This window comes from Sorangium sp. So ce204 (assembly GCF_051526795.1).
Lineage (GTDB): Bacteria > Myxococcota_A > Polyangia > Polyangiales > Polyangiaceae > Sorangium > Sorangium cellulosum_B.
In genome coordinates, this window is the sequence record NZ_CP150317.1 from 9924798 (window position 1) to 9938524 (window position 13727).

Sequence of the window (13727 nt, forward strand, 5' to 3'; positions counted from 1 at the left end):
AACGGGAACGGAGCATCTGCCGCCGGGATCGAGCGGCCCATCGCCAACAGGTAAGGAGTGCTCGACGAGAGCTCGCTCGGCCGCGAGAGGCCGGCGCTTCTTGCACGGGCGCACGGGTCTCACGAATCCAGCAGGTCCCCAAATGTGCAACCATGGCATTCCAAGCCTCGTGTCATTCGTGGGCAACGCGCCGCATCACCCAACGTGAGGACCATCACGCCAATCGGGTCATTTGCGGTCAGGGCGGTCACTTCTGGCGCGAAAAGCCGGGCTTGCTCGCGATGTCGTCGACGCGGTTCATGGGAGGGGCGCGGCCTCTCTTTTTTCGGGCGCCTTCGCGAGAGCGGGCGCGCGGCCCCGCTCGACCAGGCGTTGGGTCGATGTTGCGCGGGTGTCGACCGGGCGCGTCGAGGCGCTCGTCGAGGAGATTCGCCCGGCGGCCGCCGAGGACGCGGGGGATGCCGCGGATGAAGACGCGGTGTCGTCGCCGTGGAGTCGTGGGTTCGTGGACTTGAACACTCGATCTCCAAGCTTCAGAAGGTCGGCGCTTGCCCGTGAGGCGGTGTGACGCTAGCGTGAGCCCTCGGAAGCCAGCTTCCCGGCCCCTCGCCCTCTGCACAACGATGCAATCGAAGTCCTTGGCCGTCATCGGGGCTGCCGCTCTTACCCTCCCTCTGGCATGCTCGGGGAGCCCCCCCGAGGATGGGGCGGGCAACGGCGGGAGCGGACGCGGCAGCGGCGGGGACCTGCGTTTCGTGCCGGAGGGCTTGTCCAGCACCGACATGGACGAGGACGGGGCTGGGCTCGAGCTGGTTGCCTTCACCCTGGTGCAGGGGGCGACGGGCCCCGAGCTCTACGCCGCGGTCAGGAATGACGGGGAGACCCCGTCCTGCGACGCCGGCCTGATGTTTTACTTCATCGACAAGGCCGAACAGCTCGTGACGACCTGGGGCGGCAGCTTGCTCAGCGGTCGGCTCTATCGGCTGGACGACGGCTCTGGCGTGATGATCCCCTGCATCGCGCCGGGCGAGATCGCGATGACCGGCTCAGCGGATCTCCCTGGTGAGCTCGTGATCGAGGAGCTCGGGTATCTGAAGCACAGGTTTCCGGCCTTCACCGTGGACGTGGTCCCTGTCGATGCCGTCGCCGTCAGCGAGGTGAAGACCGTCGGCAGGGGCGCCGGGAGCGCCTACACGGGCACGCTCGAGAACCGACTCGATGTGGCGGTGAGCGATCCCAGGATAACGGTCTTCCCGGTGAATCGAGCCGGACGGCCGCTCGGCATGGCGACGAGCAGCGCGGCCGCCGACATTCCGCCCGGCGGGATCTGGACCTTCGAGACGACCATCGTGGGCGATGTCGGCGCTGGTCACGTCGCCTATCCGACGGTTTCGGTTCCTCCGTGAAGCGGGGTGCCGGCTCGCGTGATACGGATTCGGCCGGGGGCAGGCCAATGAGGCGCAGGAGAGTACGCCGCAGCGAGCCGAACAGCGCGGATGAGCCCGTGGCGCGGGTCGCGCCCGATCGCAGCGAGGCGCGACATGCCCTGTGGCCTTGGACGCCGCCGCGATGCTGCCCCCGCCTCCCGCGCGTCCGCGCGCTCGCCTACAGTTCACCACGAGCGTGCCGACCCGACCCCCGGCCCGAAGCGAACCAGTGAGCCCCATCCTCTCCCTCTGCGACGGCTACCAGCTCGACCTCTCCGACTACGCGCGCACCGGGCTGCGGGTCGGCATCTGGGCCTCCTCCGGCCGGGGCAAGAGCTTCGGCGTCGGGGTCCTCTGCGAGGAGCTGCTCGCCGCCGGCATCCCTGTCGTCGCGATCGATCCCGAGGGGGAGCTCTACACGCTGCGCGAGCGGTTCCGCGTCCTCGTCCTCGGCGGCGCCCACGCGGACCTGCCGCTGCCCTCCGGCGAGCGCGCGGCGGAGATCGCGCTCGCGAGGGTGCTCGACGAAGGGCTCGGCCTCATCGTCGATCTGTCGGATCAGCCGACGAGCCGCTCCCAGCAAGAGGCCGCGCTCCCGTTCCTCGAGCGGCTCTGGGTCCTCCTCTCGGAGCGCCGCGCCCCGGCGGCCGTCGTGATCGAGGAGGTGCACATCTTCGCGCCGCAATCGGGCGCGTCGCTCACCTCCGACATCCTGCACCGGTTCGCGAAGCAGGGCCGCAAGCGCGGCGTCCTCCTCGTCGTCGCCAGCCAGCGCACGCAGGCGGTCTCCAAGGAGCTCATGAGCCAGCTCAACTTCCCCGCCATCGGCGGCTTCGAGATCGAGCGCGATTACGACGCGGTGAGGGCGCTCGTCGACGGGCACACGTTCGAGGAGTTCCGCGCGCTCCCGGCCGGCGAGTTCTTCCTGCCCGCCGCCGGGCGATTCGAGCGCTGGCGCGCCCGCCACACCGCCCACGGCGGCGAGGCGCCGAGCTGGACCGGTGAGCCCGGCGGCGCGCCGCGCGTCGCGGACGCCACGCTGAGCACGCTCCTCGACGAGCTGCGCGAGGCGCTCGCGGCCGAGAGCGCGAGCCAGCAAGGCCCGGATCCGAGCGCCGCGCTGCGGGCCGAGATCCGCCGGCTCCAGCAGCAGCTCGCCCGGGCCGACGAGGCGCGCAGGGCCGCCGAGGCCGAGGCCGAGCGGCTGCGCACCGCGCTTCAGGTGGCCGGCGTCGTCAAGGTGGTGATCCAGAGCGAGATCGTGGCGCGCGTTGGCCATGGCGAGGTCGCGCAGGCGCCGGCGGCTGCCGCTCCGCGCGCCCCCGCGGCTGCCGCGCTCGGCGCGCCGCTGGACCGCGTCCCGGGGGCGCCCGCGCTCGCGCCCGCCGCGGCGTCGGGCGGCGCGGCCGTGAAGATCACCGCGAAGCCGGCCTCTCCGTCGCTCCGGGATCTCGCGATGCCGGCCGCCACGATGCTCGAGGTGCGCGGCGTCAAGCAGATGGTGAGCGCGGCGAGGAGCCACGCGCGGCGCCGATCCCCCCGGTCCGTGGCGCACGTCGCGCTGGCCGCGAAGCTGCTCGCCCGCGGCGCGGCGCTGACCGCGGAGGAGCTCGCCGCCCGCGGCGGCTCGCGCAGCCAGGTCGAGATCCGGCGCGCCGCGCACGCGCTCGCCGCGCTCGCCCGCGCGGGCTTCGCCTCGCTCCAGGGCGGCCGCCACGCGCTCAACGAGGCGGCCGTGCTCCGCGCGATCCAGAGCGGCTGACGAGAGGCAGCTCCGAGCCGAGCCCTCGCGGGGGCGCCCGGACGCGCGCGGCGCGCAGGCGCCGCCCGAGCCGCGCTAGCAGGAGGAAACGAAGATCAGGCGGAGCGTCGCCAGCGTCCCGAGCACGAACAGCCCTGCATAGAAGATCGTCCGCTTGCGCCGCAGCTGCTCGGCGCTGAGCCCGGTAGACGCGGGCTCCTCACCAGGCGCCGCCTCCCCGCCTGCGTGCACCGCCGGCACCGCGGTCGGCTCGCTGCCTGGCGGCGGCCTGCTCGCTCCGGGCGGCCTGCGCGCGACGGGCGGCGTGCTCGCTCCGGATGGCCTGCGCGCGACGGGCGGCGTGCTCGCTCCGGATGGCCTGCGCGCGACGGGCGGCGTGCTCGCCGTGGAAGCGACGCCGTTCGCAGCCTGGGGCGCGGCCAGCCCTCGCTGGAGCTCCCCCTCCGGCGTGGTCGACATCGCGTGCAGGCGCGGGCGCTGCGGAACCTCGTCCGGGCCGTCGAAATCGAGGTACTGCACCGAGAGCGAGCCCGTCGCGGCGCCGAGGGGGAGCGGGGCGTCGCTGCGGCCCGCCGCAGGAGCGCCGTGCCGTCCATCGGGCGATGAGGGGCGGACCGACCTGCGATCAGCGGACGTGCTCCCGACCGCCGGCGCCTTTCGCCCGAGGCCCGGCGAGCTCTGTCTCGGCGCGCTCTCCGGAGGGAGCGACGGTGAGGCGCGGTAACCGGCGCCGCTCAGCGAGCCCGTCTTCGCGATGCAGGCCTCGACGTGCTCCTTCAGCTCGCTCCGGGCCTCTTCCTCGGCGCCGTGGCCCATGTCGCGGAGCACTTGCTCCAGATCGCCGGCCAGCTTGCCCGCGCTGGCGGTCCGCTTCTCGACGGAGAACTCGGTCGCCGCGTCGAGCGCAGCCGAGAGCCGCGCGCTCAGGTCGGGCAGGAGCTCGCGCGCGCGAGGGATCGGCAGCGACGCGACGCCCATGATCAGCTGCCTCTGCGTCTCGGCCTTGCGCACGCGGCTGCCGAGCAGCGCCTCCAGGAGCGTGATCCCCAGGGAGAACACGTCCGCGCGCCCGTCGAACGGCTCCCCGCGCGCCTGCTCCGGAGGCATGTACGGGAGCTTCCCCTTGAACACGCTGCTCTCGGACTGCTCGTCCGCGAGGCCCGGTATCCGCGCGACGCCGAAGTCGGTCAGGCAGACGCGGCCGTCCCGCCCGATCAGGATGTTGGACGGCGAGACGTCGCGGTGGACGACCGCGTAGCTCTGCCCTTCGTCCTCGCACAGGCCGTGCACCGCCTCGAGCGCCCTCGCCATCTCCCGGCCGATGTAGGCCACGGCGCGCGGCGAGAACGCGCCCACCTTCCTGAGCACGCGATCGAGGGCGGGGCCGTCGATGTAGTCGAGCGCGAGGTACACCGAGCCCTCGAATTCCCCGAACTCGACGAGCCGGACGACGTTCGGGTGATCGAGCCGCGCGATCACCAGGGCCTCGGCGAAGAACGACTCCCTCGCGCTCTCGCCGAGCCCTGGCCTCGCGACCAGCCGCTTCAGCGCGACGTGGCGCCGGAGGTCGGGAGGCCCCTCCTCGGCGAGCCACACCTCCCCCATACCGCCCTTGCCCAGCATCCGGATGAGCCGGTACTTGCCGGCGAACAGCTCCGGCGGCGGATCGGACTCGGCGTTCTTGCGACGCGGGCGGGAGGCGGGCATCTCGTTGTGTGCAGCGCTCGATCTCGACTCCGTCGAGGCTAGCCCTCCTGCTCGGGGTGGAGAGGGTGCAAGCAAGGCATGCCCGATCCTACCGCCGCCCGCGCGCCGCAGGAATCACCGCGTCGATGCCCGGCGCAGATCCAGCCTGCGTGCACTGGGTTCCGCCTCACCGAGAGGGCGCCGCTCACGCCTCGCTCACTCCTGCGTGTGCTCCTCGCGGATCGGCTCGCGCATGGTCGTCGCCGGGAACCACTCGAAGAAGCGGTGGATGAGCTGGCGCCGCTCGGGCTCGATGTACTCGAACACGGCGCCCCGGTCGTTGATCTCCCAGAACTCGTTGCTCGTCACGGCCAGGAGCTCCGCGCGGATGGATCGCAGCCTGTCGGGCCGCTCGTCGCGCATGTCGCGGTAGATCTTCCGCGCGAGCGCCTCCTCCCCCTTCTGCAGGTAGTACGTGGCGAGCTTGACCTGCGCCTTGCGGACGCCGCGGAGCGACGGCTCCTGCTGATCGAGCTCCGCTTCCTTGTCGACCTCGAGGAAGAGCTGGAGCAGCTCGTCCCGGGCAGGTGCGTGCAGGTCGTACGCGCGCTCGTTGACCACGCAGAGATCGAACGCGACGGTCTCGGTGAGGAACGCGAGCCCCATCGCGTGCGCCGTCTGCGCGTAGTACTTGAAATGACGCGCGATCTCGAGGACCTGATCCCCCCACCCCGCCTTGAGCAGCTCCTCCGCCAGGTAGCGGTACTGGTTCAGGTTGTTGTAGGCCGCGGCGATGTCCTTCGCGTTGAGCGACCTGCGCATGTAGGTGTTGAAGAACTTCACGACGACCGCGACGGCCGCCCGGTCTCCAGCGGCGATGGCGGTCTGCCCGATGTAGCGCGTGTCGATGGCGATGCGCGTGATGAGGTCGGGCATCGCCGTGAGCGCCTCGCGATAGACCATCAAGAACTGGCGGAGCGCCTTGTACTCGAGCCAGGTCCGCGCGGTCGACAGCTTGCCGAGCGCCTCGGCGTTCATGCTCACGAAGTCGGTGTCCTTCGCGAGGCGATCGCGGATCTGGAACCAGCGCGGATCGAGCGTCGCCTTGTGGGGCAGGTACGCGACGACGAGCTCCGACAGCGAGTCGATCGTCTTCGACGCGATCCCCTTGTCCTTCTGGTCGAGCGCGTTGAGCGCCACGTCGGCGAGCTGCTCCAGCGACGAGAGCGCCGTCACCCGCCGCTCGTCGACCTCGGCTTCGCTCTCTCCCCCCGCGGGGCGCAGCGCCTGCTCGACGCCGCTCGTCTTGATCCGCCGGACCACGTTGTCGGGCTCGACGAAGTCGAACACGTACCCGAAGTAGGGCGCCATCATGAGCAGGCTCGCGGTGAGCAGCCCCATCGTGACGACGACGCCGTACGTGGGGACGAAGGCGTCCTCGGTCGAGCCGCCCCCGCCGACGCGGATCGAGAAGTTGACCCACAGCGAGAACACCGCGCTGACGACGAAGAAGCCCATCACGAGCATGTTCGTCCGGTCGCGGAAGAACATCTCGGTGATCCGCGGGGTGTAACGGTTCGCGGCGAGCTGCACGATGATGGACGCGACCGTGATGACGATACCGAGGATGGCGGCGATGACCTCGCCGATGCCGCCCATGATGTGCTCGGCGTCGCTCGGCGACATGCGCGCGAACACCTCCCAGAGCGAGAGGTGCGCGTTCTCGTGCCGCGCGACGTCGAGCAGGTGGACGACGGCGAGGGTCGCGACGCTGACGCCCAGGAGATACGACATCGGCCGCAGCCAGATGCGGGCCATGGTCGCGCCCCTGCGACGCTGTCGTTCGGCGTCGTCTGCGGTCCGATCGGGTCTCATCAGGTGACCGCCGCTCGGTCGACCTGCTTGCCGACCTGCCTGCCCTCCCGCTCCACGCTGCCCCCCACGCACCTGCTCCACGCGTCCGCCACGCCAGGCGGCAGCCCGGCTATTTCTTCTCCGGGGGGCTGTCGAGATCTTCCGCGAGGTAGCTGAGGATCACCTCGTCGAGCGATTTCTCGCTGATCAGGTCCTCACCGAAGATCGAGGCGCCCTCCGCCGGCCGGTTCGTCGCGAAGATGCTGGCCGGGCGCGAGGCTGCGTAGCGGCCGGAGCCAGGACCGCCCGAGAAATGCTCGACCGCGACCTGGGGCGCGGGCGGCGCGACGGCCTGCTCGGGGTGGACATTGCTGTAGACCCCGGCGCCAGAGGCCGCGGACTCCGCCCGCCGCCCGATCACCGACGCAGGCGGCGGCGGGAGGTCCTGGATCTGCTGAAAGAAAGGCGTCTGTGCCTCGGCTGCAGCGCGCTCCAGCGCGTCGAGATCGAGATCGATGGACGGTTGTTCGGGCTTGATCTCGGCGGGCGACGCCGGGCGTACGGCCCTGCCGGCGAGCGGGCTGGCCGCGCGCCCGCCGCCGAGCGCCTGGAGCGCGACGGGATCGAGCTCGAGCCGGGGGCGCCCGCTGGCCGAAGCGGGCGCCGGCTCGGCCGCCGGGGCGCGCGGCGCCGCGGCGAGGGGCGCGGCCGCTGGCCTCGCGGGCGGCGCGGCGGGCCTGGGCGCCGGCGTCGGCGCGGCTGCCGGCTTCGGGCGCGGCGACGCATCCGGCACGACAGGCGGCATGACGGGCGGCGTGAGGGGCCGGGACGGCGGGGGCGCCTTCGGCGCGCCCGTCACCTCGGGCGACGACGGCGACGACGCCCGCGCGGGCTTGCTCGCCTCCGGATGCGACGGGGCGGGGGCGGCGCCTGCGGACACGGCGCCTGCGGACACGGGCGGGGCGGCGGTGTCGTCGAAGAGGTAGTCGAAGTGACCGTCGCGCAGGGCGATGAACATCGCCTTGTGCTGCTCCTTCATGAGACCGCGGACCGTCTCCGCGAGCGAGGCCTGACCGACGTGCTCCGCGTACGAGGTCTTCGTGGTCTTGAGGATGCGCCCGCCGTCGGCGAAGAGGTGCGTGATGATGTGAGGATGGCGAATGCCCGAGTCCTCAGTCTGTATGTGGAACAACCGCCCCTTGTGCCGGACGTTGTTGTTGAAGCCGAGCAAGGGCGACGGGGCTTTCACGACAGGCAATCCGAGGGTGGGGAGGTGAGGAGATCGCGCCAGCGGGGAGCGCTCGCCACGGCCGAGACTATCACAGCGCGGCGCGCCCGGAACGATTCGCAGCGCGCCGGCGTCCCTTCACGTTCCTCCGCCGCGCTTCCGCTGTCCTCCGCCCGTCCTCCGCCGCTCCTTCACCGTCTTCTCGGCAGGGGAGCATGTCGGGGCTGGTCCTCCGCGGACCGCGCGCTGGTCGCGTCAGGGCAGACAGCGCTCCAGGTCGTCCGCAGTTCCCGCCTGGAGGGCGCACGCCACCTCCGCCTGCGTGAGGTCGGCCTCGCAGCGGACGAAGCCGCGCTCCCCGGCGGCCGCGCGCGCCATCGCGGTCCTCTCGGCGACCTGGGACGCAGCGGGCTCGGGGTTGGCCGCGCGCAGGACGAGCTCGACGTACCGATCGAGGAGCGCGGCGCACGCCTCGGCGGACGGACGTGGAGCGGCGCGGCGGAGCGCGGCGCGCCCCACAAGGATACCGAGCACCAGCAGGACGATCGCCAGGGTTGCCAGGACGTCGGCGCGGGTCGCGGGGCGCGTCACTCCAGACACGTATCGACCTGCTCCGGGGTCGTTGCCTGCCGGACGCACACCATCGCCGCATCGGTGATGCGGCGCCCGACGCACCTGTCGATGAGCTCCTTGCCGCGGGCATCCCGCACCGCCGCCGTGCGCTCCTCGACGATCTTCGGGTCGACGACGTTCTGCGCCCGGAGCTCGATCTCGGCACTCCTCCGGAAGATGGCCTCGCACTCGTCGCGGCTGGCCGGGTGCCCGCACCCGGCCAGGAGCGGCAGGCCGGCGAGCAAGGCCAAGCATGGCGCGAGCCTGAGGACCCGACCCAGGTTGAGGACCAGGACCCGACCCAGGTTGAGGACCCGACCCAGGTTGAGGACCCGACCCAGGTTGAGGACCCGACCCAGGTTGAGGACCCGACCCAGGTTGAGAACCCGACCCAGGTTGCCGGAAACCGTGGAGACGGAATACCGCCTCCTTTGAAGGGAAGTTGAGCCAGGACGGCGACGCATGGCCGCGACGATGGCGCCACGCTCGATGGGGCGCAACAAGGTCCAGCCGAAGCCGACAGCCCGTACTGGCGCACGGCCAACCCCAGCCGGCACCCCGCCGTCGTCCACGACCGGCCACCTGCCAGCCATGTGGCCCGAGTCAAGATGGAAACGTCGCGTATTGCTGGAACGCGTGTGCAGGTCTGTTAGGATTGCTTTCTGTGCGCAAGGCGAGCGAGCACGGTGACAGCGTGGACGGCGCTCGATCCGTCCCTACGGGCTCCGGGGGTACGCGGCGACGCACGAAAGCGACGGCGCCGTCCGTTGCGGGCAGCGGGAATGACGCTGGCCCCAAGGCTCCACGAGAGAAACGGCCCAGCAAGGCGCCGCGACGGCGCGCCCCCGCGGCGGCGCTGACCGCGGAGGAGATGTTGCGGCGCGCGCTGGGCGCGGCGACCCCGCGATCGCGCGCGCTCTGGGCGCGGCGGGGCCTGTCGCTCCGGGGGCCGCTCGACAGGACGACGCAGGCCATGCTGCTGCGGCAGCTCTACCTCGCGTATTTCGAGACACGCCGCTTCGAGCGGGCGGCCGAGGTGGCGGAGCAGATCCTGGCGCTCGGCGTGCTGAGCGACGTCGCCCACCAGGACGCGGCGCGCGCGAAGCAGGCCCTCGGGGACATCGATGGGGCCGTCGGGCACCTCCGGCTGGCGGCGCGCACGGGGCCGGCGAGCCGGAGGGCGTTCCACTGGTGGACCCTGGGCAGCGTGTATCACCTGGCGCGCCGGTACGACGAGGCGATCGGCGCGCTCACACGCGCGGCGCGCTGGGGCACGCGGGACAAGCCGCTCTATCAGGGGCACCTCGCCGTCGTGCAGTGCGAGAGCGGCAAGGCGGTGGAGGGGCTCGGCGCGCTGATCGATCGGCTCTCGGAGGTGCCGGCGGGCCAGGGGTACGGCCGGTTCGTGCTCGGGCAGATGGCCTACTTCGACCAGCGCTGGGACGAGGCCAGGAAATACCTGGAAGCCTTCGTCCAGCGGAGCACCTCGGGGAGGGCCGCGGTCGCGATCGCGCTCGGCGCGGAGATCGAGGCGGCGCGCCGGACGCTCGCGTCCCTCGCGGAACGCTGATGCCGGCCTGAACGGACGGCGGCCTGCCGCACGACCCCGATCGCTTTGCTATAGAACCTTGGTGATGACCGCTTCGACTCGTTTCAAGGCAAGCGCCGGCGCCGCGCCGGCGGGTGTCCGACGCGGCGCGCTCGGACGCGCGCTCCCGGCGCTGGCCGCGCTCTCCGCGCTCGCGTCCCCGGCGATCGCGCTGGCCGGCGATGAGCGCGATCTCTTCACCCGCGGTCTGGAGGCTGGCCCGCTCTTCGCCGCGCTCGCCGCGCTCGGGGGCGGGCTGCTCACGTGCCTCACCCCCTGCGTGTACCCGATGATCGCCATCACGGTGAGCATCTTCGGGGCGCGGGAGGCGAAGTCCCGGCGCGAGGCGATGCTGCTCTCGACGAGCTTCGTGCTCGGGATCGTCGTGCTCTTCACGACGATGCTCGTGGCCGCGGCGCTCACGGGCAGCCTGTTCGGCGGCGTGCTCTCCAACAGGTGGGTCATCGTCGGCATCGCGGCGGTGTTCATCGCGCTCTCGCTGTCGATGTTCGGCGCGTTCGAGATGACGCTGCCGGACACCCTGATGCAGCGGCTCTCGCAGGTCGGGGGCATCGGCTACGGCGGCGCCTTCCTGCTCGGCCTCGTGAGCGGCCTCGTCGCCGCGCCGTGCACCGGGCCCGTCCTCACGGGCATCATCCTCTGGATCGGGAAGACCCAGAATGTCGGCCTCGGCGCGCTGGTCGGCGCCACCTTCTCCCTCGGGCTCGGCCTGCCGTTCTGGCTCGTCGGCGCGTTCGCGTTCGCGCTGCCGAAGGGCGGCAAGTGGATGCTGGGGGTGAAGTCGTTCTTCGGGATCGTGATGATGGTCGTCGCGCTCTATTTCCTGAAGACGACCTTCCCGGCGCTGTCGTCGCTCGCGCAGCCCACGCCGCAGTTCATGGCCATCATGGCGGGCCTCGTCGCCGTCGGCCTCGCGCTCGGCGCGGTGCACCTCTCCTGGGACGACGGCGGCGCCGGCGTGAAGGCCCGCAAGGGGGTCGGCATCGCGCTCACGGTGGCCAGCAGCTTCCTGCTCGTCGCGAGCCTGGATCTGCCGAAGCTCGCCTCGCCCGTCCCGTCGGCCGTGGCCGGCGAGGCCGTGTCGCCGCAGCTCACGTGGCTGCACGAGGAGCCGGTGGCCGTCTCCAAGGCGAAGGCGGAAGGGCGCCCGCTGCTCGTGGACTTCACCGCGGAGTGGTGCGGCGCCTGCAAGCAGCTCGCGAAGGAGACCTTCTCGGATCCCCGCGTCATGGCCAAGGCGGCGCACTTCGTCGCGGTGAAGGTCGACGCGACGGACGACGAGGATCCGCAGATCGACGCGGTGAAGGGCAAGTACAAGGTCGTCGGCCTGCCCACGGTGGTGCTGTACGACTCCACCGGCGCCGAGCGGAAGCGCTTCAACGACTTCGTCGGCCCGGACGTGTTCCTGGCCGCGCTCGAAGGCATCCAGTAGCGCGCCGCGCCTGGCAGCAGCGCGCCGCACACGCCGCCGGCATGGCTCAAGAGGACCGAACGCCGCGAGGAGGGAGCGACGGGCGCCGCGCCCATCGCTGCCAGGCCGCCACGAACATCCGCACCATCCTGCTCGCCGCCGTCGCGCTCTGCGCCCTGCTCGTCGCAGGCTGCGGCGCGGCGGGGCCCACCACCGGGACCGTGGTGTTCGGGGTGACGAGCGAGCTCCGCGCAGGCGCCGACATCGACCTGCTGCGCGTCGTCCTGCGGGCCGGCGGAGACGTGGTCCACGAGGACGCGCTGGCGCAGAAGAACGGGCAGCTGTTCTTCCCGCGGGAGTTCTTCTTCAGCGATCTCGAGGACGGCACGGCCGTGGAGATCTCCCTGGAGGCGTTCGGAGCGGAGGACGCCGAGAGGCCGCTGCTCACCCGCACCGCGTCGACCCGGGTGATCGGCGGCCGCACGCTGCTGCTCCGGGTGCGCCTCGAGCGGGAGTGCGTCGTCGCGCCCGGGGCGGCCACTTGCCCGGCGCCGCAGACCTGCGTGGCCGGCGGCTGCAGCGCCCCCGACGTGGATCCCCGGCAGCTCGATCCCTACAGCACCTCGTGGAACGCGGGCGCGGAGCCGGACCTCTGCAAGCCGGCCGCCGGGGGCGAGCCGGTCGTCATCGTCGGGGAGGGGCAGGCCGACTACTTCCCGCTCGATGACCTCGACGAGGTCCAGGTGGAGGCTGGACCTCAAGGCGGCTACCACATCTTCGTCGCCATCCGCCTCAAGAACCTGCGCCGATCCGGCTCGCTCACCGTGGTGAACGGCGTCGTGCCCGAGCTCGGCTATGCGATCGAGCCGCTCGAGGTCATCTTCACCCTGGATCCCGACGAAGGCGGCTTCTGCACGCTCGCCGGGCTGCGGTTCCGGCTGGATGGCGAGCGGAAGATCGAGGAGCTGCTCGGGAAGGTCGTGGAGGTCGAGGTGACGGTGACCGATCCCGACGGAGACGCCGGCACCGGCAGGCGCGCGGTGACGCTCTCGCAGACCATCCTGTAGCCCTGCCGCGCGCGGGCGCCCTGCGCAGGCGGAGGCGCGCGGGCTCACTCGCGCGCAGCGCGCCACCGCGTCATCCAGCCACCGGTGAGCAGGTCGAGGGACGCCTCCGCTTCGAGCGCCGCGAGCGTCGCGGCGCGGTGCTCCTCGGGGCTCTGGCCCGGATCGGCCGCGAGCGCGACGGCGCGCTGCCACGCGAAGAGCAGCTCGAGGACGCGCGCCGTGAGCTTCGTTTGCAGCTCGGCGCGCTCGCGGCGGAGGCGCTCCAGCGCGATCTCCTCGTCGGCGAAGACGATCCGGTCGAGCCGCCACGTCGCGCGCGCCTCGAGCCACAGGCTCGTGCCGCCGGACGCCGTCTTTCGCGCCGGATCGTACTCCGTGGGGGCCAGGCTCTCCGCCTCATCGACGAGCCGAGAGACGCGGAGCCGGAGCTCCGGGAAGAGCGACGACGTCCGCGCGCGCGACGCGATCGCGTCGATGCGCGCCTCGGGATCGAGGAGGCGGGATCGCCGCAGCGCCGCCTCGACGATCGCGCGGGCCATCGCCGGCGTGACCCGGACCGGCAGCGGGAGCGGCGGCTCGGCCTCGGCTGGCTGCGCGGGAGGAGGCGGCTCGGGGAGCTCGATCTCCGGCGCCGCGCGCGGCGGGCTCGGGGTCGCCGGGGCAGGCTTCAGCCAAGGCGCCGCGGGTTCGGCGACGGCGGGCGGTGGAGACGGCGCGCCAGGGCGGGCCGACAGCCGCTCGAGGGGGATGCTCGCGAGCAGCATGCCGGTGAGGGAGCGCTCGCCCCCTTCGAGCCGAGCGATCCCGAGCTCCACCGCGAGCCAGAGCGGCCGCGCGCCGCCCGGGGACGCAGCCCAGAGCTCGTGGGGCGCGGTGTCGATGCGGTCGACGCGCGGGTCGAGCGCCGTGGGCTCGTCGTCGAGGGGGAGCTCGGCGCGCGCCTGCCGGGTGAACAGGGCGCAGGCGAGCGCGCCGAGGAGGAAGAGAGCGGAGCTTGCGATGGATCGGTGGTTCGGGTGCACGCGAGGTGGGTCGACCGCCGCGCGTCCCGAGTTGCGTGCGGCGGGTCGA

12 protein-coding genes are annotated in these 13727 nt (G+C 72.3%); 6 read left to right on the forward strand and 6 right to left on the reverse strand.

The window, feature by feature from the left end:
* Positions 1–391: 391 nt before the first annotated feature.
* The 3 genes from WMF22_RS37235 (at position 392) to WMF22_RS37245 (ending at position 3189) form a co-directional block, all read left to right on the forward strand.
* Positions 392–568, forward strand: a complete 177-nt coding sequence (locus tag WMF22_RS37235; protein WP_437294692.1) for a hypothetical protein — start codon at positions 392–394, stop codon at positions 566–568.
* A gap of 199 nt (positions 569–767) precedes the next feature.
* Complete coding sequence (locus tag WMF22_RS37240; protein ID WP_438032836.1) at positions 768–1406, forward strand: FxLYD domain-containing protein; 639 nt, start codon at positions 768–770, stop codon at positions 1404–1406.
* A gap of 250 nt (positions 1407–1656) precedes the next feature.
* On the forward strand, positions 1657–3189 hold the full coding sequence (locus WMF22_RS37245) for a helicase HerA domain-containing protein (RefSeq protein ID WP_438032837.1): 1533 nt from the start codon (positions 1657–1659) through the stop codon (positions 3187–3189).
* A gap of 75 nt (positions 3190–3264) precedes the next feature.
* Here WMF22_RS37245 and WMF22_RS37250 read toward each other — a convergent pair whose 3' ends face one another.
* The 5 genes from WMF22_RS37250 to WMF22_RS37270 form a co-directional block, all read right to left on the reverse strand.
* Positions 3265–4896: a serine/threonine protein kinase gene (locus WMF22_RS37250; RefSeq protein WP_438032838.1), complete on the reverse strand. Its 1632-nt coding sequence runs from the start codon at positions 4894–4896 to the stop codon at positions 3265–3267.
* Between the two features lie 195 nt (positions 4897–5091).
* Positions 5092–6693: a DUF2254 family protein gene (locus WMF22_RS37255; protein ID WP_437294696.1), complete on the reverse strand. Its 1602-nt coding sequence runs from the start codon at positions 6691–6693 to the stop codon at positions 5092–5094.
* 166 nt (positions 6694–6859) lie between these two features.
* Positions 6860–7978: a hypothetical protein gene (locus tag WMF22_RS37260; protein ID WP_438032839.1), complete on the reverse strand. Its 1119-nt coding sequence runs from the start codon at positions 7976–7978 to the stop codon at positions 6860–6862.
* Positions 7979–8212: 234 nt separating this feature from the next.
* Entirely contained in the window at positions 8213–8548 is a 336-nt protein-coding gene (locus WMF22_RS37265) for a hypothetical protein (RefSeq protein WP_437294698.1), read from the reverse strand.
* Positions 8545–8820, reverse strand: coding sequence for a hypothetical protein (locus WMF22_RS37270; protein WP_437990576.1), 276 nt, complete (start codon positions 8818–8820; stop codon positions 8545–8547). Before WMF22_RS37270 ends, WMF22_RS37265 begins: the two co-directional genes overlap by 4 nt.
* Before the next feature lie 620 nt (positions 8821–9440).
* Here WMF22_RS37270 and WMF22_RS37275 point away from each other — a divergent pair.
* From WMF22_RS37275 to WMF22_RS37285, 3 genes are all read left to right on the forward strand, one after another.
* Positions 9441–10139 carry a tetratricopeptide repeat protein gene (locus WMF22_RS37275; protein ID WP_437294700.1) on the forward strand — a complete coding sequence of 233 codons (699 nt, stop codon included), beginning with the start codon at positions 9441–9443 and terminating at the stop codon, positions 10137–10139.
* A gap of 64 nt (positions 10140–10203) precedes the next feature.
* Positions 10204–11610, forward strand: a complete 1407-nt coding sequence (locus WMF22_RS37280; protein ID WP_437294701.1) for a protein-disulfide reductase DsbD family protein — start codon at positions 10204–10206, stop codon at positions 11608–11610.
* 41 nt (positions 11611–11651) lie between these two features.
* Positions 11652–12656, forward strand: a complete 1005-nt coding sequence (locus WMF22_RS37285; protein WP_438032840.1) for a hypothetical protein — start codon at positions 11652–11654, stop codon at positions 12654–12656.
* Positions 12657–12700: 44 nt separating this feature from the next.
* Here the strand turns inward: WMF22_RS37285 and WMF22_RS37290 are convergent, their stop codons facing one another.
* Positions 12701–13678 (reverse strand): hypothetical protein, encoded by a 978-nt coding sequence (locus WMF22_RS37290; RefSeq protein ID WP_438032841.1) that lies wholly within the window; start codon positions 13676–13678, stop codon positions 12701–12703.
* Between the last annotated feature and the right edge of the window lie 49 nt (positions 13679–13727).

Excerpts from the sequence above, each read along its gene's own strand:
- WMF22_RS37250 (WP_438032838.1), bottom strand. The coding sequence starts at position 4,896 with ATGCCCGCCTCCCGCCCGCGTCGCAAGAACGCCGAGTCCGATCCGCCG.
- WMF22_RS37255 (WP_437294696.1), bottom strand. The coding sequence starts at position 6,693 with ATGGCCCGCATCTGGCTGCGGCCGATGTCGTATCTCCTGGGCGTCAGC.
- WMF22_RS37275 (WP_437294700.1), top strand. The coding sequence starts at position 9,441 with ATGTTGCGGCGCGCGCTGGGCGCGGCGACCCCGCGATCGCGCGCGCTC.
- WMF22_RS37280 (WP_437294701.1), top strand. The coding sequence starts at position 10,204 with ATGACCGCTTCGACTCGTTTCAAGGCAAGCGCCGGCGCCGCGCCGGCG.
- WMF22_RS37285 (WP_438032840.1), top strand. The coding sequence starts at position 11,652 with ATGGCTCAAGAGGACCGAACGCCGCGAGGAGGGAGCGACGGGCGCCGC.